Source organism: Paenibacillus gyeongsangnamensis (assembly GCF_027533625.1).
Taxonomy (GTDB): domain Bacteria; phylum Bacillota; class Bacilli; order Paenibacillales; family NBRC-103111; genus Paenibacillus_G; species Paenibacillus_G gyeongsangnamensis.
This window is the reverse complement of record NZ_JAQAGZ010000035.1, coordinates 12884-35677: the sequence shown is the minus strand read 5'-3', so window position 1 is coordinate 35677 and position 22794 is coordinate 12884. Positions and strand designations below refer to the sequence as shown.

At 47.7% G+C, this 22794-nt stretch carries 20 protein-coding genes and 1 pseudogene; 17 read left to right on the top strand and 4 right to left on the bottom strand.

Annotation, left to right across the window (positions count from 1 at the left end; translation table 11 throughout):
• The first annotated feature begins 1 nt into the window (after window position 1).
• The 11 genes and pseudogenes from O9H85_RS34275 (at window position 2) to O9H85_RS34225 (ending at window position 12221) form a co-directional block, all read left to right on the top strand.
• Window positions 2-886 (top strand): SMP-30/gluconolactonase/LRE family protein, encoded by an 885-nt coding sequence (locus O9H85_RS34275; RefSeq protein WP_269885857.1) that lies wholly within the window; start codon window positions 2-4, stop codon window positions 884-886.
• Window positions 887-894: 8 nt separating this feature from the next.
• Window positions 895-1983 (top strand): alanine racemase, encoded by a 1089-nt coding sequence (locus O9H85_RS34270; protein WP_269885856.1) that lies wholly within the window; start codon window positions 895-897, stop codon window positions 1981-1983.
• A 46-nt stretch (window positions 1984-2029) separates the two neighbouring features.
• Window positions 2030-2422 (top strand): RidA family protein, encoded by a 393-nt coding sequence (locus O9H85_RS34265; RefSeq protein ID WP_269885855.1) that lies wholly within the window; start codon window positions 2030-2032, stop codon window positions 2420-2422.
• A gap of 72 nt (window positions 2423-2494) precedes the next feature.
• Window positions 2495-3262 (top strand): SDR family NAD(P)-dependent oxidoreductase, encoded by a 768-nt coding sequence (locus O9H85_RS34260; protein WP_269885854.1) that lies wholly within the window; start codon window positions 2495-2497, stop codon window positions 3260-3262.
• Between the two features lie 51 nt (window positions 3263-3313).
• Window positions 3314-3775, top strand: coding sequence for a RidA family protein (locus O9H85_RS34255; RefSeq protein WP_269885853.1), 462 nt, complete (start codon window positions 3314-3316; stop codon window positions 3773-3775).
• A gap of 413 nt (window positions 3776-4188) precedes the next feature.
• Window positions 4189-5997 carry an alkaline phosphatase family protein gene (locus O9H85_RS34250; protein WP_269885852.1) on the top strand — a complete coding sequence of 603 codons (1809 nt, stop codon included), beginning with the start codon at window positions 4189-4191 and terminating at the stop codon, window positions 5995-5997.
• A gap of 112 nt (window positions 5998-6109) precedes the next feature.
• Window positions 6110-9205 (top strand): stalk domain-containing protein, encoded by a 3096-nt coding sequence (locus tag O9H85_RS34245; RefSeq protein WP_269885851.1) that lies wholly within the window; start codon window positions 6110-6112, stop codon window positions 9203-9205.
• Window positions 9206-9704: 499 nt separating this feature from the next.
• On the top strand, window positions 9705-10544 hold the full coding sequence (locus O9H85_RS34240; protein ID WP_269885850.1) for an SDR family oxidoreductase: 840 nt from the start codon (window positions 9705-9707) through the stop codon (window positions 10542-10544).
• 47 nt (window positions 10545-10591) lie between these two features.
• Complete coding sequence (locus O9H85_RS34235) at window positions 10592-11566, top strand: aldo/keto reductase family protein (protein WP_269885849.1); 975 nt, start codon at window positions 10592-10594, stop codon at window positions 11564-11566.
• A gap of 24 nt (window positions 11567-11590) precedes the next feature.
• Window positions 11591-12052 (top strand): annotated as a pseudogene (locus O9H85_RS34230) (SDR family NAD(P)-dependent oxidoreductase); the annotation flags it as partial.
• On the top strand, window positions 12030-12221 hold the full coding sequence (locus tag O9H85_RS34225; RefSeq protein ID WP_269885848.1) for an SDR family oxidoreductase: 192 nt from the start codon (window positions 12030-12032) through the stop codon (window positions 12219-12221). The pseudogene O9H85_RS34230 and the gene O9H85_RS34225, both read left to right, overlap by 23 nt.
• A 36-nt stretch (window positions 12222-12257) precedes the next feature.
• Here O9H85_RS34225 and O9H85_RS34220 read toward each other — a convergent pair whose 3' ends face one another.
• Complete coding sequence (locus O9H85_RS34220) at window positions 12258-13076, bottom strand: AraC family transcriptional regulator (RefSeq protein ID WP_269885847.1); 819 nt, start codon at window positions 13074-13076, stop codon at window positions 12258-12260.
• Between the two features lie 113 nt (window positions 13077-13189).
• Between O9H85_RS34220 and O9H85_RS34215 the strand changes: the two genes are divergently transcribed.
• From O9H85_RS34215 to O9H85_RS34200, 5 genes are all read left to right on the top strand, one after another.
• On the top strand, window positions 13190-14896 hold the full coding sequence (locus O9H85_RS34215; RefSeq protein WP_269885846.1) for a glycoside hydrolase family 2 protein: 1707 nt from the start codon (window positions 13190-13192) through the stop codon (window positions 14894-14896).
• Window positions 14897-15108: 212 nt separating this feature from the next.
• Window positions 15109-15525, top strand: a complete 417-nt coding sequence (locus tag O9H85_RS38095; RefSeq protein ID WP_409348249.1) for a TOTE conflict system archaeo-eukaryotic primase domain-containing protein — start codon at window positions 15109-15111, stop codon at window positions 15523-15525.
• A 100-nt stretch (window positions 15526-15625) separates the two neighbouring features.
• Complete coding sequence (istA, locus tag O9H85_RS34210; protein WP_269885845.1) at window positions 15626-17062, top strand: IS21 family transposase; 1437 nt, start codon at window positions 15626-15628, stop codon at window positions 17060-17062.
• Window positions 17062-17832, top strand: coding sequence for an IS21-like element helper ATPase IstB (istB, locus tag O9H85_RS34205; protein ID WP_269885844.1), 771 nt, complete (start codon window positions 17062-17064; stop codon window positions 17830-17832). Before istA ends, istB begins: the two co-directional genes overlap by 1 nt.
• Window positions 17825-17974, top strand: a complete 150-nt coding sequence (locus O9H85_RS34200) for a hypothetical protein (RefSeq protein ID WP_269885843.1) — start codon at window positions 17825-17827, stop codon at window positions 17972-17974. The genes istB and O9H85_RS34200 overlap by 8 nt, the downstream gene beginning before the upstream one ends.
• Before the next feature lie 492 nt (window positions 17975-18466).
• Here O9H85_RS34200 and O9H85_RS34195 read toward each other — a convergent pair whose 3' ends face one another.
• Both O9H85_RS34195 and O9H85_RS34190 read right to left on the bottom strand, forming a co-directional pair.
• The gene (locus O9H85_RS34195; protein ID WP_269885842.1) at window positions 18467-18799 is read right to left on the bottom strand and encodes a YncE family protein; all 333 of its coding nucleotides are present in this window, start codon (window positions 18797-18799) and stop codon (window positions 18467-18469) included.
• Window positions 18800-18822: 23 nt separating this feature from the next.
• Window positions 18823-19770: a YncE family protein gene (locus O9H85_RS34190; RefSeq protein ID WP_269885841.1), complete on the bottom strand. Its 948-nt coding sequence runs from the start codon at window positions 19768-19770 to the stop codon at window positions 18823-18825.
• Window positions 19771-20078: 308 nt separating this feature from the next.
• Between O9H85_RS34190 and O9H85_RS34185 the strand changes: the two genes are divergently transcribed.
• On the top strand, window positions 20079-21134 hold the full coding sequence (locus tag O9H85_RS34185) for a TOTE conflict system archaeo-eukaryotic primase domain-containing protein (protein ID WP_409348250.1): 1056 nt from the start codon (window positions 20079-20081) through the stop codon (window positions 21132-21134).
• A gap of 52 nt (window positions 21135-21186) precedes the next feature.
• On the opposite strand, the gene O9H85_RS34180 is transcribed toward O9H85_RS34185, so the two are convergent.
• A complete protein-coding gene (locus tag O9H85_RS34180) occupies window positions 21187-22476 on the bottom strand; it encodes an MFS transporter (RefSeq protein ID WP_269885839.1) in 1290 nt (429 codons plus the stop codon).
• Window positions 22477-22794 lie beyond the last annotated feature (318 nt).

Genomic DNA, 22794 nt, shown 5'->3' with positions numbered 1-22794 from the left:
GATGAGTATGGAGCCACCAAAGCTTATGGTTGACGCACGGTCTGTTTTGGGTGAAGGGCCGAGTTGGGATGAACGGAGCAATGTGCTGTATTGGGTCGATATTGCGGGGGAATGTCTGCATATTTATAACCCATCTACTAACGAAAATGCTGTCGTTAACATAGGACAACCGATTGGTGCTGTAGCTCCGTGTAAATCCGGTGGAATCGTCATGGCTTTGCAGCATGGATTTTACAGTTACGATTTTGATAAACGGATGATGAGCTTTATCGTCGATCCGGAAGCGGATTTGCCGTATAATCGTTTCAATGATGGAAAATGCGATGCTAAGGGAAGATTTTGGGCAGGGACCATGAGGGTGAACAAGGATGTTCCGAATCAAGGCTCATTGTACTGCTTGGATACCGATTTCACTGTAAGACGGGTGCTTTCCAACTTAACCATTTCCAACGGACTAGGCTGGAGTCCCGACAACCAAACGATGTATTATATCGATTCCGCCACCAGAAAGATTATGGCCTATGACTTTGACCTTCTTTCGGCGGAGTTGTCAAACCCCCGAGTCGCGGTCGATGCAACTGGTGGTATCGGAGGTCCCGATGGTATGACGGTCGACGAAGAAGGCATGATCTGGGCCGCAATATGGGACGGATATTGTGTTAAACGGTTTAATCCGGATACTGGGGAAACTTTGGAAATCGTCTCCGTTCCTGCAGCCCGCGTTACTTCATGCGTGTTCGGTGGGAGCGGTTTGAGCGATCTTTATATTACAACAGCGCGGTTCGGACTTAGCGAACAAATGCTTTTAGAACAGCCGCATGCTGGAGGACTATTCGTGCAGCCTACTAAAGTCAAGGGGCTGCCTACATACTCTTTCGGGGAGTGAAAACGAAGATGATAGAGACCCCTTATGTTATTATTGACGAACAAAAGATGAAAAAAAACATTAAGAAAATGGCACAGATTGCCCAAAAAAATGGTGTTCACCTGCGGCCCCATGTGAAAACGCACAAAATTCCAGAGATTGCAAAAATGCAAATCGAGGAAGGGGCAGTCGGTATTACGGTTGCCAAAGTGTCGGAAGCCGAAGTGATGGCCGAAGGCGGATTGGATAATATTTTTATCGCTTACCCGCTTGTCGTCGAATCTAAAATTGAACGGGCGATTGCATTAAGCAAAAAAATAAATCTGATCGTTGCTGTTGACAGCATGGCAGGCGCAAAAAAGTTATCCGAACTTGCAAAAAAATATGATCACACGCTGACTGTGCGCCTCGAGGTTGATACGGGACTGAAACGAACGGGAGTGCTGTACGATCGGGCTGTGGAGCTTGCGATTGAAATCAATCAGCTAGAACGTCTTGAATTAACAGGAATTTATACATTTCGCGGAGCCGTATTCCGAGGGGAACCGACATTGGATTTAAAAAGTGCCGGCTTCGAAGAAGGAACATTAATGGTTACATTAGCTGAAAGAATGAGAGAAGCGGGTATATCTATTAAAGATGTGAGTGTCGGTTCCACGCCAACTGCTGAATACGCAGCACAGGTCGAAGGCATTACCGAAATTCGTCCGGGCACCTATGTATTTTATGATAAAATGCAGGTTAACATGGGCGTTTGCAGTCTCGATGAATGCGCAGCTTCTGTTGTAGCCTCGGTTGTGAGCAGACCGAATGAAACTTTGCTCATTGTAGATGGCGGCACCAAAATGATTGCAACTGATGCCCGGCCCAACGTATTTCCCACAAATTTAATCGGATTCGGTCATATTAATAACTACCCCGAAGCTGTTTTAGAGCGGACGACGGAAGAGCACGGCATGGTTAAGCTAGAAGGAAAAGAAGAGATCCAGGTAGGCGATACTCTCGAGATTATTCCAAATCATATATGTACCACCATAAATCTTCACGACCATGTGTACATGAAAAACGAACAGGAAATAAGAAAAATAATAGTTGCGGCACGCGGAAAACTCCATTAAGGAATGGAATTTGGATCACATTAAATAATTTCAGGAGATGATTATGATGTCAAAAGCAATTCATGCAGACCGCGCCCCTCAATTTCCGCTTCCATTCTCACATGCCGTTCGAGCGGGTGATTTTGTCTATGTGTCCGGTCAGGTAGGAGTTAACCCTGAAACAGGAAAGATTGCCGGTCAAACCATAGAAGAACAAACGGAACAAACGCTTCGAAATATTGAAATCATTCTGGAAGCCGAGGGACTCACCCTAGATCATGTGGTAAAAACGAACTCCCATTTGACCCATGCTCAAGATATACCTAAATATAATGAAGTGTACGAACGCAAGATGAAACGTCCTTACCCTGCTCGGACTACAGTAAGAAGCGGAATTGGCGATTACTTGATCGAAATAGATGTCGTTGCCTATGCATTGACCCGCAGAGGTGAGGAATGATAGGAAAATCAGAGTTACCGATTTTATAGGTTACACTTGATATGTCCGATTTGCGAGGAGGGAGGACCGGAGATGAGTCTTGATGTATTCAAGCTTAATGGCAAAGTGGCACTTGTAACCGGCGGGAACAGAGGCCTCGGATGTGCAATGTCCAGTGCACTTGCAGAGGCCGGTGCCGATGTGGTCCTGACGAGCCGCGATCGTGAAAAGGCCCAATCAAGAGCTACAGCTATTGCACAGAGTACAGGCCGGCGCACATTAGGTCTGGAAGTAGATGTAACCGATCAGGATCAGGTGGAGAACATGGTTCAAACGGTGATTGAACAGTTCGGGCGCATCGATATACTGATCAATAATGCTGGCATCAATATCCGCAAACCGATTGACGAATTTGATGAAGAGAGCTGGGATCTTGTTCAAAACACGAATATGAAAGCTCCTTTTCTATGCACGCGAGCGGTTGCTAAACATATGAAAAATCAACACTACGGCCGCATTATCAATGTCTCCTCCATGCTTGGCATTATCGCTTTGCCGGAGCGGGGTGCGTATTGCTCAAGTAAGGGGGGGCTCATTCAGTTTACGAAAGTCGTAGCGCTGGAATTGGCGCCGTTTAACATTACGGTCAATGCGTTATGTCCGGGACCGTTTGCTACGGAAATCAATACACAGGTATTTAACGATCCGGAGGCGAGCCGGTTTTTTCTGAGTCGAATCGCATTAAACCGGTGGGGACAGCCGGAAGAGCTTGGAGGCGCTACAGTCTTCCTCGCCTCAGAAGCTTCCAGCTTTATGACGGGATCATCCCTAGTGATTGACGGAGGCTATACGGCCATCTAGACGGATTTTGCCCCCGTTCGATTTAATACTTAATTTTAGGAGTGGAATAAGATGAGTGTTATTGAAAACAAGCTAAAAGAACTTGATATTACTTTACCGGTACCGCCAAAACCAGGCGCTATTTATATTCCGGCTGTAACCACTGGCAAATTGGTTTATACATCCGGGACAGTACCCAAGCTCGATGGGAAGTTGATGTACGAAGGAAAACTGGGACGCGATTTGACTGTCGAACAAGGTCAAAAGGCCGCGCGGCAAACCATGTTAAATCTTTTGGCGGTTTTAAAAAGTCATTTGGGGGATTTGGACCGTATTGAAAAAGTTGTAAAGCTTCTTGCATTTGTCAACAGCGCTCCAGGGTTCGTAGAACAGCCATATGTGATCAATGGAGCTTCGGAGCTTCTCGAGCAAATCTTTGGGGAAAATGGAAAACATGCACGCTCCGCGATCGGAACAAGTGAACTGCCATTTAACACCCCTGTGGAAATTGAAATGATCGTAGAAATAAAATGACGAACATCGTATTTCATCCCTTTCGGTAAAGGTAGTTATTTACTACCCGTATTATTATCGGTAGAAGATATGAAAACAATCGATCAAATGAACCAAGATCACCGGTTCGGTCCAGACCCGGATGTATTTCTCTTTTAACCGCTGATAAATACGAATAGTCTCCTTGTAAAGACCTTAGTCCGTCATTAAGACATAGTGGAAGTTAATGGGTTATCGGGAAGTTCAAAAATCTTAATACTAAATTAATAATTTTTATAGTATCTTTTAAGATAGACTTAATTAGTCATAATATATGACTAATTAAGTCTATACATAAAATTTAAAGGAGAGAAATTACGTTTGCCCTTTATTTGAGTGTTCGGCAATCTATCAGCAAGAGTCAATCTGCATAAAATTAAAGGAGGAAATACAAAATGAAAAAGGGTTTTCGTTGTTTAGTTGCATCAACAAGCGCTCTTTTGTTAGCAGCAACACCATTTGCTACATTGGCGTCCGCAGAATCGTCTCCGACCACTTCTTCACCAATCAAACACACAGTTGTTATCTTCCAAGAGAACCGATCTTTTGACAACTACTTTGGTACGTATCCTTATGCACCGGGCTTTAAACCGCTCAGTGGCACACCGCAAGATGTAAGAAACTTCAAGTATGTAGCAGGTAATGAGGTAAGGGATGTAGCCGGCAATGTTTATAATCCGGATGATAACGGCAATCCGGTTTACCCATGGCACGATGCAGGAAATGCCAATGTTCAAGAAGTAGACGTCAACCATAATTATGCAGACATGATCTCGATGATAAACGGCGGAAAAATGGACAAGTTTTATACTATGAATTCCAAGGGGACAACTTTAAACCCTACCCGCGGAAAATTGTCCATGTCGTACTTCGACCACAATGATATCCCAGCTTACTGGCAGTATGCTCAGCACTTTGCCTTAGCAGATAATTATTTCCAACCGGTTGCGGGTCCATCTACACCAGGTGCGCTTTATCTTGTAGCAGCGCAATCCGGTAATGGGTCTGCTGCGGCAAACAATAAGGATCCTAATTCACAAATCACCGGTGACCCAACGCCTAAAAACGGTCCATTTGGTGGAGATAACAGCGCCGGACTGACATACAACCTCACATACAAAAACATTGGCGATGAGTTAACTGACTCGAACCAATCCTGGGCTTGGTATTCAGGAGGATGGGATGCAGCAAAAGCAGCAACAAATGCAACCAAACCTGCTTTAGACAAAACTAGCCTTTCAACGGTTTCACCTGAGGCACTGAAATATTCACCGCACCACAATCCGTTCCAATACTTTCAAAACTATGAGGACGGAAAATATGACAATAACTTAAAAGACTATAATAATTTTACTACAGATGTTGCAAATGGAACTCTACCGCAAGTAAGTTTTGTAAAAGCTGGATATGGTGACGACGAGCATCCGGGTCTCGGAAATCAAAGTACACCATCCGCAGAGGATTTTACCGTTAAAACCATTAACCAGATCATGAATAGCCCTTACTGGAAAGACACGGCTATTATTATCACTTATGACGAGAGCGGCGGTTTTTACGACCATATAGCTCCACCGGCAGCTGTTACAACGGCGGACGGAATGGTTGGAAATGGTCCGCGTATTCCGGCACTAGTTATTTCACCTTATGCAAAGCAAAACTATGTCAGCCATGTGCAATACGATCATACGTCCATTTTGAAGTTCATTGAAACAAACTATAATTTGCCAGCTTTAAACAACCGTGATGCTGTCGCCAACAATTTAACGGACATGTTTGATTTGAACAATCCAAACTTCACACCTTATATGTATCAAGATGACAATAGCTTGTCGGTATCTCCTTGGGGAACACCTGCTAAAGTTCAATTTAACAATGCCCTTCTAGCGCACGGGCTAAATGAAGAAAATGCATTTATAAAAGATAGCAACACGATGATTCCAATCGTGGATCTTGCGCGTAACCTGAATGCTACTGTATCTTATGATAACAATACACAAACGGTAACACTTCAATACAATGGACATTCAGTAGGACTTAAACTGTACTCCAATCAGGCTACAATAGATGGACACTCTATTACGCTGAAGGATGCAATTTGGGACAGCTCAAGCAGCCATGGATACATTTCCGCAAAATCGCTTGTAGATTTGCCAAATCTTTCGGTAACTACAAATGACCAAGGCGCAACAATTCAAACAAAGTAAGTAACCAGTAAGACCGAGGAGGAAGTATTCCTGAGGGCAAAAGCTAAGGTCCGGGTATCATCGTAATCCCAGAAGAAATAGAAGTACTCCACATAATAGGAGGATGTGTTGTATGAAAATCCTTGGAAACAAGTATAAAAAGATCATTGCAGGCGTTACATTGACAACCATGCTTTTCGGGAGCGGAGAAGGCATCACTTATGCCTCTACCGCAGATTCCAATTCTATCAGTAAAGATGTTCCTGTTTTTGTAGAAGGAAATCTCATAAAAAGTGATGTCTCCTTCTATATGGATTCTGAGCATTCCCAAGTAATAGGACCTGTTCGAGATGTTTCAGAGGTACTTGGTGCCAAAGTATTATGGGATGCAGAGCATAATGCTGTACTTATTAACACACCTACATTGCCTCCTGGTATCAGTAGGCAAAATTCTATCCAGGTTATCGTAAATGGACAAGTTCTTCAAAGTGACGTTGCACCTGTTATGCAAAATAACCGAGTAATTGTACCGCTGCGGGTAATTGCAGAAGCTTTGCAGGCAACGGTTTCTTGGAATCAAGATTCGAATAGTGTCCAAATTAGCGGCCGTAACGTACAGGACGGAAGCAAAAGTTTGCTGAATGACCAACAAATAGGCCGGCAGCCGGACGGTACGGTACTGACCTCCACCAACCAGTTCGTGACGCCCGCCGGCGACACGGTTGAGCAGACTGGCCGCCCGATGGCCCTCAAGGTGCGCCCCGACGGTAAGACCGCCGTCAATATGACATGGGATGGTAAGGGTCAGTTCACCATCACCGATTTGACCACCCTGAAGATGATCCAGCAAGTCTCAGCGCCGGCGGGTGTCGGCAGTGGCAAGATCTCCTATGGCGGACTGTTGTACTCTCCCGACGGCTCCACCCTGTGGACGGCACAGACAAAGAACCTGCTGCGCTGGCAGGTGGCTGCTGATGGCACTCTCTCCAACCCTGCGTCAATCCCGCTGCCGGACGTGGCAAGCAGAGCTTCGCTCCCTTCGGGGCTGGCGTTCACGCCGGACGGAAAGCAGATCCTCGTAACGCTGAACGGCAACAACACGCTTGCGGTGCTCGACGCCGTGACCGGAGCCGTGGTCAGGGAAATCCCGGTCGGCAATGCACCCCGAGATGTCGTGGTCATTGGCAACCGCGCCTACGTAAGCAACCAGGGCGGCCGTCCCGCGACTACCAGCGACCGTACCAACGACTCGTACGGCACGGCGATTGTGGCTAACAACCAGGACGGTTCGGCTACGACCGGCACGGTGTCGGAGGTTGATTTCGAGGGCGGCAAAGAGGTCCGCACGTACGACGTAGGCCTGCAACCGTCCGCTCTGCTCGCACATGGCACCGACCTGCTGGTCACCAACTCCAACGACGACAGCGTGTCGGTCATCGACACCGCCAAGCAGCGGCTCGGCCATACCTTCGACGTCAATCCGATCCCGGGCGCACCGTTTGGCAGCTCACCGAACGCGCTGGCGATGCTGGACGACACTCATGTTGCTGTGAGTTTGGGTACTGACAATGCCGTGGCGGTGTACGAATACCACGACGCGTCCCAGCCTGCTGTCTTCCAGGGACTTATCCCCACCGGTTGGTACCCCGGCAGTATCGAATATGTCCCAGCGCTGAACAAGCTTGTAATCGCAAGTCAGAAGGGCGTCGGCTCGTTGGGTGATCTGAAGACCCAGATCCACGGGTTGGGCACCATGCCTGGCAAAGGCCACTCAGTATACTCCAGCATTGGCACGGTCAGCGTGGTAGCGAAGCCGACCCCCGAGCAGATGCGGTCCTATACCGATCAGGTGTGGAAGAACAACAACTGGCAGGGTATCGATCAGCGCAACCAAACCGGTAACGGCACGGCCGCCCCGGTGGCGATTCCGAAGCGCATCGGAGACCCCTCAACGATTAAGCATGTGTTCCTGATCATCAAAGAAAACCGCACTTACGACCAGGTTTTCGGTGACGACAAACGCGGCAACGGTGACCCGCTGCTGGCGCAGTTCGGCCAAATGGTTACGCCGAACTTCCACGCCCTAGCCACCCAGGGCCCGTTGATCGATAACCTGTACTCCAACGGCACGATGTCGGCGGACGGTCACCAGTACCTGACGCAGGCATTCGTTAATGATTATCTTAACCAGTCGATCGGCCACTACACCCGCAGCTACCCGTACAACGGCGGTGACGCCCTTGCTTATGCTAAGTCCGGCTTCCTCTGGGACAATGCATTGAGCCACGGTGTGAGTGTACGAAATTGGGGCGAGTATACCAGTCGCTTCCAGGATGCGAGCGGCAAGCCGGATAACAGCAGCTGGCAGCAATGGTACCAGGACTCCAAGATCCTTGAGGGCAAGGCGAACGACCAGCTCCATGCGCAGATCGGTGCTTACCAGTCCTGGACCGACGTCCCGGGGCTGAGAAATATTACCCAGGGCGACTTCCCCGGCTTCCAGATGCAGATCCCGGACCAGTACCGAGCTGATATCTTCTTGCGGGACTTGAAGCAGTACGAGAAGGACGGCTCGCTGCCGCAGCTCAACATAGTGCAGATGCCGACTGACCACACGTCTGGCACGTCGGCGAACCAACCGATACCCGCGTCCATGGTGGCCGACAACGACCTGGCTGTCGGCCGCATCGTCGACGCGATCTCGCACAGCAAGTTCGGCAATGACTCCGCTGTGTTCATGCTCGAAGACGATACCCAGGACGGCGTCGACCACACCGACGGTCACCGCAACCCGACGCTGATCTTCAGCCCTTACGCCAAGCGCGGAGCGGTAGTTCACAACTACTACACGCAGCTTAACGTCACGCGCACCATCGAGCAGATCCTTGGTCTGCCCCCGATGAACCAGATGGACATGGCCGCGGTTCCTATGTACGACGCATTTACTAACAAGCCGGACTACACGCCGTACACAGCCCTGCCCAATCAGTTCCCGCTTGATGTCATGAATCAGCCCGTCAGTCAGCTCACCGGAGTGGCTAAAGCATGGGCGGAGTGGTCGAACGGGCAGAACTGGAAGAGCACGGACATGGCCAACATGGCCCAGGCAAACCGCGCGATCTGGTACGCGTCGAACAACTTCACCAAACCCTACCCGGGCGACTCCAAGGTGCTATTCCCCAACGAGGTGCCCGGAGCCGACTCGTCGGCCCCCAGCGACGACAAGTAAGTCGACCACAGAAAGTAACAACTGACCGTTCCTGCATCAGAAAGGCCGTGTCCCGACCCATGAATGGGTCGGGACACGGCCTTCGTGTTTCCAGGAGGATCTGTGAGTTCAGGGCCGAATCCTTTCCCGGCAAGCAGCTGTAGGCAAATAATCTATTAATCAATTCAGCCATTAAAAGGACAGACGAAGGATTCATGCATTCATTCGTCCGTCCTTTCCACATACAATAATAAAATGTTTGGTTTAACAGCATAGTCAAGCAACAATATGGCGACTATCTTTGATCCATTTTAATAGTTGCACCAAAACCCCTAATAAGCTGCAGAATTTTACAATAAACAAATTTAAAAAGAGCCGAAAGTCAGCATGTTATTGCTGTACTTACTTCAAAGTAACTTGTTAAACTATATTTCAGCACTTAAAATAATCGGTATTATCATATATCATTAAAATATGCATCCTGCGGAATTGAGCTACATTACAGAAGGAGGGAACAGAAATGGGAGAAGCGCAACCGGTTGTCGTGATTACAGGTGCGACCAGAGGAATCGGTAAAAACATGGCGCTTTATTTTGCGGAGCGAGGTTATAAAGTGATTGGGACAGGCAGGAACAGGCACAAACTATTGGAGCTGGAAACTCAGCTGTGCAAGCTTTCACCCGGTAGCGCTTCCGTTCAGATGGACGTTCAAAAGAAGGAATCGGTTGAAGAAGCGGTTCGGCGGATACGGGAACAGTTTGAAACGATTGATGTCTGGATCAATAATGCAGGTGCTTTTGAAGCGATAGGTCCTACATGGGAAGTTGACCCTGAGATATGGTTGAATGATGTGACTACCAATATATTCGGCACTTTTTACGGCATTCAAGCCGCCGTTCCCGTCATGTTGGAGAAAGGACACGGAAGGATCATAAATGTCGTAGGCGGCGGAACGATCGGTGAATTTAAATACGGTAACGGCTACGGCACTTCCAAGACCGCCATTGCCAGACTGACGGAAAATCTCGATGCGGAACTGGAAGGCAGCGGTGTAAGGGCCTTCTCCTTAAATCCCGGATTGAATGATACCGACATGACTAAGTTTCAAAGGGAAACTAAGGCCGGGAGGAAGTATTTTCCACGTATTTCCCAAGCTTTCGAAGAAAAGAAGGACGTTCCACTCACTTGGGCGCCTGAATTGGCTTATCAACTGGCCCAGGGCAAACTCGATGACTACCACGGCCGGATTTTATCCGTGTATGACGATGTGACTAATCTTGTGGATAAGGCAAACGAATTGCAAAACAATGATTTCTTTAAACTTAGAATGCCAAGGCTCGAACAAACACAGCGCAGCTAATTTCACCGGATAAGCTTGGCGTTTATCAATAACAAGGAGGAACCCATATGAAATACCGGAAATTAGGCAGAAGCGGATTGAAAGTAAGTGAAGTCGGATTGGGAAGCTGGCTGACATACGGTACGGCGGTTGAGCAGCAAACGGCTGTCGATTGCATTAAATATGCTTATGAAAAAGGCGTCAATTTCTTCGATACGGCCAACGCGTATAATAGAGGCGAATCCGAAATTGTCGTGGGGAAAGCGTTGGAAGCTTTTCCAAGGAACAGCTATGTGCTGGCTACCAAAGTCTTTTTCCCCATGGGAGAGGGACCAAATGACAGGGGCTTATCGAGAAAACATATTGTGGAGCAGTGTGAAGCGAGCTTGAAGCGTTTGGGAGTCGAGTACATTGATCTCTATCAATGCCACCGGTACGATACGGATACACCGCTTGATGAAACTTTGCGGGCACTTGATGATTTGGTCACCCAGGGTAAAATTTTATATGCCGGCGTCAGCGAATGGAGCGCCGTACAAATTACGAACGCGACGCATATCGGAAGAAAGCTGAACCTTCGTCCGCTCATATCGAACCAACCGATCTATAATATGCTGGTCCGGTATATCGAAAAAGACTTACTGCCTGTATGCGATAAGGAAGGATTGGGCCAAGTGGTCTTTTCACCGCTTGCGCAGGGTATTTTAAGTGGGAAGTATAAGAAAGGCCAAGCGATTCCTCCCGACAGCCGCGCAGCCAACGATGAAATTAACCGTTGGATCAACAGTTATCTGAAGGATGAAGTTTTACACTGTGTGGGCAAATTGGATGGTATTGCCTCAGACTTGGGACTGAAGCTGTCTCAGCTTGCAATTGCCTGGGTATTAAGGCAGCCAGGAGTCAGCTCCGCTATTGTAGGAGCAAGCCGTGTTTCGCAGGTGGAAGAAAACGTTCAGGCCAGCGCAGTTGAGCTTACCACGGATGTTCTGAAAGAAGTTGATGCCATTCTTGAGGAAATCAATGGCTTCGTGCCGATTTGGTAAAATTATAACAACAGCTCTGAACAGGCATTTGCATTGGTGAATTTGATCCGTGAGCAGGGAGGAGAGGCCATTGCCATTCAGGCGGATGTATCCGACAGCGCGGGGGTAGATACCCTTTTTGAGGGGACGTTATCCACATATGGGAAACTGGATATTCTCGTCAATAATGCTGGAGCCCTGATTCAACGGTGTTCCATAGAAGAAATGTCGGAAGAATTATGGGATCGGATTTTTGCGGTAAATACCAAATCGGTATTTCTTTGCGCACGTAAAGCGATCCCGATCATGAAAAAACAAGGTGCCGGTAAAATTATTAATATTTCCTCACAGGCAGCAAGAAACGGTGGGGGTGGCGGATCTATCGCTTATGCTTCTTCCAAAGGCGCGGTGAGTACATTCACAAAGGGCTTGGCCAAGGAACTCGCGCCTTTCGGTATTTTTGGTAAACGGCATTGCACCCGGCGTGATCACTACGCCTTTCCATGAGCGCTATACGCCGGAGGTCCTTCGTGAACAAATGCTAAAAGGCATTCCTCTGGGTCGTGAAGGGACCCCGGAAGAATGCGTGGGTGCGGTAGTATTTTTAACATCACCAGCAGCCGATTATATCACAGGAGAAATGATCGAAGTTAATGGTGGTACCTTAATGGATTAATTTATTTCACGATTACATCCCCGGTCTATAGATTGCTCACTTATATAAAGCCCTAAAGCGGGCCGGCGAAACCTCATTCCATGCCCGGAACATCTTGCTGAAATGAAATTCATCGGTAAAGCCGCAGGCGGACGCGATCGCTTTCATCGGCTCCTCCGTCAGCAGCAGCAGGGTTTTGGCTTTCTCATTCCGAATCCGGTTCAAGTATTCCTTGGGGGGAAGGCCTGTGTGCTGCACGAACATTTTGCGCAGCTGTGACACTGAGATGTGAAAGCTCCGCGCCAGCTCCTCCATCTTGAGAGGGCGGTTGTAGCAGGTTTCCATCCAAAACTTCGCTTGCTCAAAAGCTTTCATATACGGGTCCGTCAATGCGTTCGTATCCCGCATGTAGTGAAGCAGCCTCGAAAGCAAATATTGAAATTCCGCCTGCCTTTCATGCGGATCCATGCTTTGGATCGACCACAATTGCTTGAATTGCTCATGAATCCAAATCGCCTGCTCCTGGGAATACTGCTTGATGAACGGCAGGTGAAGCGTGTCCAAATACACAGGCTTCTGCCAAGCTTGCTGCTCATAGGGCACATCGAAGGCATCAAATAATAGCATGCGGATATAAAGAGGCTGGTCAACGGAGGACGACATCGTCAGCGAAAAGCCGGGCTTCAGGTACAGCAGCGTCCCGGTCTTCACCTTAATGGACTTCTCCTCAGGCGAATACGAGAATTCACCCTCGCCGCTCATAATCCAATACAGCGAATGAACATCCACTGTATTCCGTATATCCTTCCAGCCCGGAACGGGAAGCTTCTCATAGGTGAGACGCAGATGATATATTCTGTGCGCTTTGTTTTCCATTCTTGCACCACCCGTAAAGCGATTTTGACAAATTCTAAAATGCTTTGTCCATAGCGGAACCCCATTCCTCCATGATACGCTTTACGAAACAGACAGGAAAGGGGCTTTTTCCTTTGATTCGCACTTTTCGTCAGCACATCCTTCGCCAAACCCGTCTGCTGGACGGCTTATGGGACTTTGTCACAGATCCCGGCAATGTAGGCCAAACCGAGGAATGGCACAAGAATTATCCATCCGGTTCCCGCAAACTAGTTGTTCCTTCCTGCTGGAATAACGAATTAGGCTTGTTCGAATATATCGGCTCCGCGTGGTACCGTACTTATTTTGATACTGCAAAGGAAAGCAACATTCGGTTAGTATTTGAAGGCATTCTCCATCATGCCGATGTATATGTAGACGGCCGGCATGTCGGATACCATTTTGGCGGCTATACGCAGTTCAGCGCGCTGCTTCCACATCTGGCGCAAGGACATCATGAACTTATTGTTCGTGTAGACAGTACGCTGGACTGGCAAACGCTGCCTACCGATGTGGTGGATTGGTATTCTTACGGAGGTATTATTCGTTCCGTAGAGCTTCAAGAGCTGCCGGATGTCTACATCGATTCATTGAAAATCGATTATGAGCTTACAGACGATCAAGCGGATATCTCCCTAGAGGTGCAGGTAAAATCATTAAGCAGGAATGACAGCGAGATCGTCGTTAACGCCTCCACGGAAGGACTGGTATTCCCGGCTTCTACTGTACAGCTGTCTGCAGGACAATCCGCGCAGTTAACGCTTCGCGGAAGCTTGGCCCATATCCGCAAATGGGACGTCGGCCATCCCGAATTATATACGTTTACTGTGCAAGCGGGCGAAGACGATCTTATCGACCGGACAGGATTTCGAACCGTCGAAGTGGACAATGGCCAGATTATGTTGAACGGCAAAAAGCTCTATCTGCAAGGGGTTAACCGGCATGAGGAGCATCCGGAGTGGGGCTTTGCATTCCCGCCTAAGCTCATGCTGAAGGATTTGGCGATTCTGAAGGATATGGGCTGTAACATTGTCCGCGGCTCGCACTATCCGCAAAGCCAGTTCTGGATCGACCTGCTGGACGAACACGGGATGCTCTTGTGGAGCGAAATTCCGATGTGGGGCTGCTTCATGAGCACGGAAACACTGGCTAGTCCTCTATTCGCGGAGCGCGGCGTCAGGATGCTGGAGGAAATGATTACCCGCGACTATCATCATCCCTCCATTATTTTCTGGGGGGCCCATAACGAAATCGATACTCGCACTGTGGAGGCGCTGGAGCTCACGAAGAAATTCGTCGGCTGTATCCGCAGCTTGGATGATAGCCGTCTGGTGACTTATGCCACCATGCATCCGGAAGAAGACATCGTACTTTCTTACTTCGACGTCATCGGAATCAATAAATATTATGGTTGGTACCAAGGGAATGTTGACGGATTCCGCGACATGCTGCAAAATTATTACCGTAATGCCGAAGCGCAAGGTGCGGGCGGGAAGCCTCTGGTCATGAGCGAGTTCGGTGCGGCCGGCATTTTCGGGGACGCAGGCTGGGAGCCGCGCCTGTTCAGCGAGGATTATCAGGCTGAGGTTGTGCAGCAGGCGCTGAAGATTTTCCGCGAGGACCCGCGCATCGTGGGTACCTTGATTTGGCACTTCGCCGATATCCGCGTCGAAGTGCGAAGCGACCGTCCTTACTTCCGCGACCGTGCGCGGAGCTTTAACAATAAAGGGCTGTTGAATGAGTACCGCAAGCCTAAGCTGGCTTACCGGTTGGTGAAGGAGATTTATCGTTCTGAACGATAAAGGGGCCAAGCTTTGACGGGAGGGCACGGAAAATGCACGTTTTTTCCGTGAAGCGTTGATATTTAAGTTTAGAAAAACAACGAAAAGAGCCATTTCACAGGCGAACACGGTCTTTTGTTGCCTTAATTAACAAATCAATCTCGTTGTCTGAGTCCTCTCGATTTTAATGGAGAGGGCTCTTTTGATTATAAATAGTTTCTGTAATATACCCGGTGCGGTGGACGAACAAAGCCGGTAAATCGGGTTATTCTCCTGCGTGTCAGAAGGAGTGGGCGTCTGTTTGCAAAAAGCCGCAAATCATATGTTCTGAATGTATCCAACAAGCATTTGAATCCATTACAGATGAAATAATCGCCCGGCACCTTGATGCGAAAGTAAACCGCACCATTGGTGTCTACCCCATGCTTCAAGACGAAACCTGTTGGTTTCTTGCAATGGATTTCGATAAGCAGAATTGGCAACAAGACGCCGTCGCGGTAATGGAAACTTGTAAGGAATGGCGTATCCCTGCATCCCTTGAACGATCTCGTTCGGGGAATGGAGGACATATCTGGTTGTTTTTTAGCCAACCTGTAGAAGCGTGCATCGTTAGGAAACTGGGAAGTGCTATATTGTATTTGCTAATCTAAAAGTGTACCACATACATAGCGCGCGCTAATGTAAAAGTTGACCACCTCGATCCAAGTCCCTGTTATGCTGAATCTAGATCAGCAGCCAGGGGGAAAGGATATGTACGGCATGGTAGACAAAGAGTATGTCCGAAAGAAGCATTTTGTCGACGGGTGGTCCATACGGCGGCTGAGCACGCAACTGAAAATCGCAAGACAAACGGTACGAAAGCTACTGGTGGATGCGGATATCCCCGCCTACACCCGGCAACAAGAGCGACCCTGTCCGGTGATGGATCCGTACCGGGAAGTGATCAAGGAGTGGCTGGATGAAGATAAAACAGCGCCTGTAAAGGAGCGCCATACCGCAGCCAGAATTTATGAACGCTTAACGGATGAATACGGGTTTACCGGCGGGGAATCGACGGTTCGCCATTACATTCGGAAGCTCCGCGGGACACAATCCGAATGCTATCTCAAGCTGGAAGCGAACCCCGGCGAGCAGATGCAGGTTGATTTTGGTCATGCAGAAGTCGACCTGAACGGCGAGCGTACGAAGGTGTGCCTGTTCTGCATGCGTCTCAAGTACAGCCTCGTCCCGTTCGTGATCGCCTTTCCAACAGAGCGTCTGGAAGCCTTCTTGGAAGGACATGTACGAGGCTTTGCTTACTTTGGTGGTATTCCTAGGGAGGGCTTGTACGACAACGCGACCACGCAAGTAGTAAAGGTGCTCGCCGGGCCTGAGCGGGAAGAGCATGCTTGGTTCTCCGGCCTGCGCGCCCATTATCTGTTTGACAGCCATTTCTGCCAGCCTGCTCACGGCAATGAGAAAGGCACGGTCGAGTCACTCGTGAAATATGTTCGCAGCCGCGCACTGGTGCCGGTTCCCTCGTTTGCGTCGTGGGACGAGCTCAACGCCTACTTGCTTCGCTGGTGCGATCGAATACGGGTGAAATACGCCGAGGCTTGGGAGATCGAGCAGGCGGCTCTGCGGTCGCTTCCGGCAGCGGTGTTCTCTTCCGCCCGTCCTGTGCCGGTCAAGGTGAATAGCTATGCTCTGGCTACCGTCGACCGAATCCAATATTCCGTGCCCTGTCAGTACACGGGTCAGATGATTATGGCCAAGGCGTATGTCGATCGGATCGATTTCATCGCCAGCAGCGAGGTTGTAGCAACGCATGCGCGATGCTACCAGCGAGGCGAGGTGCGAATGGAGATCGGCCACTATCTGACGGCGCTGGAGCGCAAACCTCATGCCGTCACGAACGCCTCTGTCGTACGCCAACTGCCGCCCATATTTGGTAAGCTTAGAGCCCATTTGACGCAGGCCCATACCCGAGGCTACAAAGATTTCTTACTCGTGCTGCTGCTCTTACGCGAGCACTCCCTTTCGGAACTGACGATGGCGCTAGAATCGATGGATATCGCAGAGATCACCGCGTCGTCGGTTCAGAAACGATTGAATCCGGCGATCTGCCACGCAAACGAGGTAAACCGAATTGTAACGACTCCCGCTCATGTGGCGCAGTATGATCAACTCTTGCAGGAGGTGGGATAATGACTTCCGCTGTCACCCAAGCCCGTATCGACATCGCATGCGGACAGCTCCGCATGCCGAGTCTCCTCCGGCATTACCCAGAACTTTTACGAGATGCACTGGAGCAGAACGCGGATCATCTTCAATTTCTGGCGTCCTGCCTGGAACACGAAGTAAGCAAGAAGCAAGAGCAGAAGCAGCTGCAGCTCCTGCGTCAAGCGAAATTCCCGAAGCCTAAGACGCTGCAGGAATTCGAATTCACCCACATCCCAAAGCTTCCTAAGATGAAGGTGGAGCAGCTTGCACAAGGAACGTTCATCCCAAGGCGTGAGAACGTCATTTGCATTGGCAGACCTGGCACTGGGAAGAGCCATATTGCAACCGCCATCGGAATGGGCGCCATGCTTGAAGGCTACCGCGTCCGGTTCACGCCTGTCATGCAGCTGATTCAAGAGCTCCAACTGGCGCAGTCCGAGTATCGTCTTCCCCGGTACCTGAAGAGCTGGGATAAGTTCGCGCTAGTGATTCTCGACGAACTCGGCTATGTGCCACTAGGCGAAGGCGGCAAACTGCTCTTTCAATTCATCTCTCAGCGCTATGAGCAGGGCAGCCTTGTCATCACTTCCAACCTGGAGTTTTCTCGCTGGGTGGATGTATTTGGCGACCCTGCGCTGACCACAGCCCTGCTTGATCGGCTGACCCATCACTCGCACATTCTCCTTTTTGACGGCGATTCCTATCGGTTCCGTCAAACGCTGGGAGGACGCGGAAAGGAGAACTTGCGTGAATAAGAGCGAAACGAAAATAGAGCAATTACTGACGGGAATAGCAGAGATGGAGGCTACCATAGAACGTCTGCGCAGTGAAATTCAGCGTCTCCAAGCAGAACGCGATGCCTTGGAACAGGGAATCTGGATCTGTACCGCAAGCTGACTTCCGTTGTTGATTTTTAAAGCGTTACAACCGGCAACTGCCTTATGCAACCGGCTGTTCGAAGAAAAAGTCTTAGACAGGGATTATTGACTTAGATCCATCTTGAAGATGGAGAATACGTTAGCTTTTGAGAAAAAAAGTCTTAGACTGACCCTAACAATCGGACAGCGGCAGACATGGACGAAAAATAAAGTCCTAAACTGCCGCTGTTTTATTGAACTATCGTACCCGTTTAGCTTTATAACTCTCTGTATTTTCAAGCTTTATATTCGGCCAAATTCCGCCGCGGCAGCCGATTTTTCTTCCGTGGAACAATGGCAAAAAAACGGCTCTGTTCGCATTCAAAAGCGAAATAGCCGTTCTTCGTTTTTCTTAATATTTCTCGAAATAGATAGGCAAGTTTCTGAAAAAGAGGGCTAGATATCTTCACGAAATCTAGGTTTTTTATACAGATGTCGCTTACCTAACAAACATAGGTTCGATGGCTTACATTTAAAACAAAAGAATCGGGGTAATTGCAATGAAGGTAGGTCTAAAACCCGGTAAGGTTGCAATAACTGTATTACTTGCCGTGTTAATCACCGAAACCGTATTCGCAGCATTACCAAAATTTGCAACATAAGCGCGTGAGCCGTCAGGGGTGATCGCGATTGCGGTAGGTTGGCTTCCGGCAGGTAAGGTCACTGTAGCCATAACCGTATTGGTTTCCGTGTTAATCACCGAAACCGTATCATTACCAAAATTTGCAACATAAGCGCGTGAGCCGTCAGGGGTGATCGCGATTGCACTAGGACCGCTTCCGGCAGGTAAGGTCACCGTTGCCACAATCGTATTGGTTCCCGTGTTAATCACCGAAACGTAGAATTACCATTATTTGCAACATAGGCGCGTGAGCCGTCAGGGGTGATCGCGATTCCGAGAGGAATACTTCCGGCAGGTAAGGTCACCGTAGCCACAATCGTATTGGTTCCCGTGTTAATCACCGAAACCGTAGAATTACCACTATTTGCAGTATAGGCGCGTGAGCCGTCAGGGGTGATCGCGATTGCACTAGGACCGCTTCCGGCAGGTAAGGTCACCGTAGCCACAATCGTATTGGTTCCCGTGTTTATCACCGTAACCGTACTATTACCACCATTTGCAACATAGGCGCGTGAGCCGTCAGGGGTGATCGCGATTGCATCAGGACCACTTCCGGCAGGTAAGGTCACCGTAGCCACAATCGTATTGGTTCCCGTGTTTATCACCGTAACCGTACTATTACCACCATTTGCAACATAGGCGCGTGAGCCGTCAGGGGTGATCGCGATTCCGAGAGGAATACTTCCGGCAGGTAAGGTCACCGTAGCCACAATCGTATTGGTTCCCGTGTTAATCACCGAAACCGTAGAATTACTAAAATTTGCAACATAAGCAAACAGTAATTCCGCAATGTGAGCAAATTCCCCTTCAAGCACGGGGTCGATAATTTGCCCGGTTACTCCTTTTTTCAAAACCGTAACCGCGATATCGTTTCCACCAAGCCCGCTGGTGATCACGCGGACACCAAACACATCAACGTTGGCAAAAACATTGTCCAAAGTAAAACCAGAACCAGGTGTACTGAATGGAGATAGAGATACCAGATTGACAACATAAAGGGTTTGACTATTAAATCCACTACTGGTTGGATCAACATGATAAACCTCAACACCTGCTAACGCGGGGAAACGACCGGTATTTACCAAACGAATGGAAAGCTGTGTCGTTCGGGGAGTACCCGTGTTATCAATGAGTCCAGTATCAAAAACAGCCATGAGGTATCCCTCCTCTTAAAGTCATATAACATACCGCATTATATGATCTAAGCCAAAGATTCGCATGGGATACATGTTGGGATCACCTAACGAAACGGAAAAAATCGTACGCAACGCAATTCATTGCATGAAAAAACCGGCCCCTCTTCTCTACACGGGAATCCGGTTTTCGTAATCGTAACTAGTTTTATCCTGCCCGTCCCTCGGTTTAGCTTAATCCCAGGCCACCGGCACCCTTGGGTGCCCATTTTTAACGCCTGGGTGGTCAACTTTTAGATTAGCGAGGTGGTCAACTTTTAGATTGACAAATACATATATTAACAAAGACTATGGATCGGCGTTATCAGATATCTTTAGAGTCGTATGATAGATTGTTTCCAAATCAAGATACACTCCCTAAAGGTGGCTTTGGGAATTTGATTGCTCTTCCTTTACAGGGAATTCCCCGACGGGAGGGGAACAGTTTATTTGTAGATGAAGCATTTCGACCCTATGATGATCAATGGCGCTATCTTTCAGGAGTAGAAAAGCTTTCTCTAGATCGGGTACAGAGCATAATTTACGAACTAACGAAGGGGGGATCCCCGTTTGGTATCCACTCTTGGAATGATCAAGAAGTTGATGAGAGTCCTTGGATACAAACTGAATCAAACGATCACTCATCCGTTATTTCAGACTCCTTGCCATCCCAAGTCAATGTCGTTATTTCTAATATGATTTATATCGAAAAAAAGGCTTTACCGCCGACTTTCATCCATCGGATTCAAAGTTTGGCTGTCTTTCAAAATCCGGATTTTTATAAAACACAAGCAATGAGGCTGCCGACTTATGGTAAACCAAGAGTTATTGGATGTTATGAGGATTTTGCTCAATATATAGCCATTCCTAGGGGCTGTTTTGAGATGATGATGGATTTAATGAAAACTCATCAAATTGAAGCCGTTATTTCGGAAGAACGTAATCCAGGGAATACAATAGATGTTGCTTTTAACGGAACGCTTTCTATGTTACAAGACGGTGCAGCTAGATCCATGTTGTCGCACAACACGGGGATTTTATCCGCAACAACAGCTTTTGGAAAGACGGTAGTAGCCGCCTCAATCATTGCTTCCAGAAAGGTAAATACTTTGGTGTTAGTCCATAGAAGAGAGCTCATGGATCAATGGAGGGAGCGACTCGGCACTTTTCTTAATCTCGATAAGAAAAATATCGGCATTGTTGGTGGCGGCAAGGATAAACGAACGGGTATTGTGGATATTGCAATCATACAAAGCTTAAATCAAAAGGCAGAATTTTGCAGCAACTCGTGGGCGTGGGCTACAACTATGGTTTTATCAAGAAAGAAGCAAAAGGACCGCTTTTAGCTGCCATACGCTTAAACGGTCCTTATGCTGTTTTATTGGCATTCCAAGCTGCTTACACAGATTTCGCAATATTTAAATTTTCATTTTGCTGCACTTTTGGTTTTTCATACCGAACCTGTAAAACAAGAATACCTGACAAGATTAGAGCAGATACAAGGAAAATCATGCCAAATAAAGTATTGTGTGTTTGAGAGATGAGGTATCCGACTATGAAGGGTCCGAAGAACCCGCCTAAATTACCAATCGAATTGATTAATCCCATCGCTGGCGCTAATGCTTCTTCAGATAAAAAGCTAGCTGGTATCGCCCAAAAAACGCCATTATAAGAATCTAACACTCCCATACATAGAACAAGGAAAACAATAGCTAAAACAGGATTGGATTGGCCTATTAAAGCCGAAAGCAGCAAGAACAAACCGCCAACAATAACGGCAAAAGCAACATGTCCTTTTCTCTCGCCTGTTTTGTCGGAATGACGGGCATTAAGAATGAGACCAAAAATCGCAGCAACCCACGGCAATGCAGAAATAATGCCGACCATTAAATTATTTCCGCCTGATAACGCTTTCACAATGGTTGGTAACCATAACCCATAACCGTAAAATCCAATTTGAATTAAAAAATATACAACGACAAGAATCAATACATTGCGATTTTTCAAAACATCCTTAAAACTGCTTGCTTGTTTACTCATCAATCGTTTTTCTTCTGCCAAAGCATTTTCTATATATTCCCGTTCTTCTTTGGAAATCCATTTTGCCTTACTTGGCTCTTCTGATATAAAAAACCACCAAATGATTGCCCAAATAAAAGGCGGAAGACCTTCAATAATAAACATTGTACGCCAGTCAAAGAGACTTAAAATATATCCTGAAATGGGGGACATCACCATCGAGGCAAAGGGAAGACAAAGCATCCAATACGAATTGGCGCGAGCGCGTTCCTTCAATGGAAACCATTTACTTAGCAAAACTAAGGTTGCTGGCCAAACTCCGCCTTCGGCTACACCTAGCAAAAAGCGAATGATTAATAATTGCGTCAAGTTTTGAACCAAGCCCGTTGCGATAGCAAAGATTCCCCATACAAGAAGCGCAATCGTAATAAACTTTTTCACACTCCATTTTTGCGCCAAATAAGCCCCCGGAATTTGTAAAAATAAGTAACCGAAAAAGAAAATACCGGCAGCTAGCCCCGCATAGGTTGAGTTAATTGCGAGATCTTTCTCCATACCGGCAAAACCGAAGCCTACATTATTCCGATCCATAAAAGCAATCGTATACATTAAAAATGCGACTGGGATGATTCTCCACCAACGGGCTGAAGGAATAGATTGCGCTTTCATTTGTACGCCTCCTATTATAGTTTTCATTAATGCCACATTTGTGCAACATAAATATTTTTGTAAGCGTTGCAAATTTATTATATAAGGATGTATCTCTTCAATTCAAGGCTAATTGTGTTTCAATTCGAAACATTTTTTTCATCCGCAATGTGGAGTGCAAGATGATCTCTGATTCGTACTGCTTCCACTTAAACAAATCTAATTCCGTTTCCGAATGTAGGGGGTTAGGGCGAACAGTAATTGCAGCAAACTATCCTTTATATATAACATATCCACCCGCCAGTTTAGAAAGAATTTATCATACTTTTATGTTTGGAT

Coding starts and splice junctions, on each gene's coding strand:
- O9H85_RS34265 (WP_269885855.1), top strand. CDS start 2,030: ATGTCAAAAGCAATTCATGCAGACCGCGCCCCTCAATTTCCGCTTCCA.
- O9H85_RS34240 (WP_269885850.1), top strand. CDS start 9,705: ATGGGAGAAGCGCAACCGGTTGTCGTGATTACAGGTGCGACCAGAGGA.
- O9H85_RS34260 (WP_269885854.1), top strand. CDS start 2,495: ATGAGTCTTGATGTATTCAAGCTTAATGGCAAAGTGGCACTTGTAACC.
- O9H85_RS34255 (WP_269885853.1), top strand. CDS start 3,314: ATGAGTGTTATTGAAAACAAGCTAAAAGAACTTGATATTACTTTACCG.
- O9H85_RS34250 (WP_269885852.1), top strand. CDS start 4,189: ATGAAAAAGGGTTTTCGTTGTTTAGTTGCATCAACAAGCGCTCTTTTG.
- istB (WP_269885844.1), top strand. CDS start 17,062: ATGACTTCCGCTGTCACCCAAGCCCGTATCGACATCGCATGCGGACAG.
- istA (WP_269885845.1), top strand. CDS start 15,626: ATGTACGGCATGGTAGACAAAGAGTATGTCCGAAAGAAGCATTTTGTC.
- O9H85_RS34220 (WP_269885847.1), bottom strand. CDS start 13,076: ATGGAAAACAAAGCGCACAGAATATATCATCTGCGTCTCACCTATGAG.
- O9H85_RS34180 (WP_269885839.1), bottom strand. CDS start 22,476: ATGAAAGCGCAATCTATTCCTTCAGCCCGTTGGTGGAGAATCATCCCA.
- O9H85_RS34270 (WP_269885856.1), top strand. CDS start 895: ATGATAGAGACCCCTTATGTTATTATTGACGAACAAAAGATGAAAAAA.
- O9H85_RS34245 (WP_269885851.1), top strand. CDS start 6,110: ATGAAAATCCTTGGAAACAAGTATAAAAAGATCATTGCAGGCGTTACA.
- O9H85_RS34275 (WP_269885857.1), top strand. CDS start 2: ATGAGTATGGAGCCACCAAAGCTTATGGTTGACGCACGGTCTGTTTTG.
- O9H85_RS34190 (WP_269885841.1), bottom strand. CDS start 19,770: ATGGCTGTTTTTGATACTGGACTCATTGATAACACGGGTACTCCCCGA.
- O9H85_RS34235 (WP_269885849.1), top strand. CDS start 10,592: ATGAAATACCGGAAATTAGGCAGAAGCGGATTGAAAGTAAGTGAAGTC.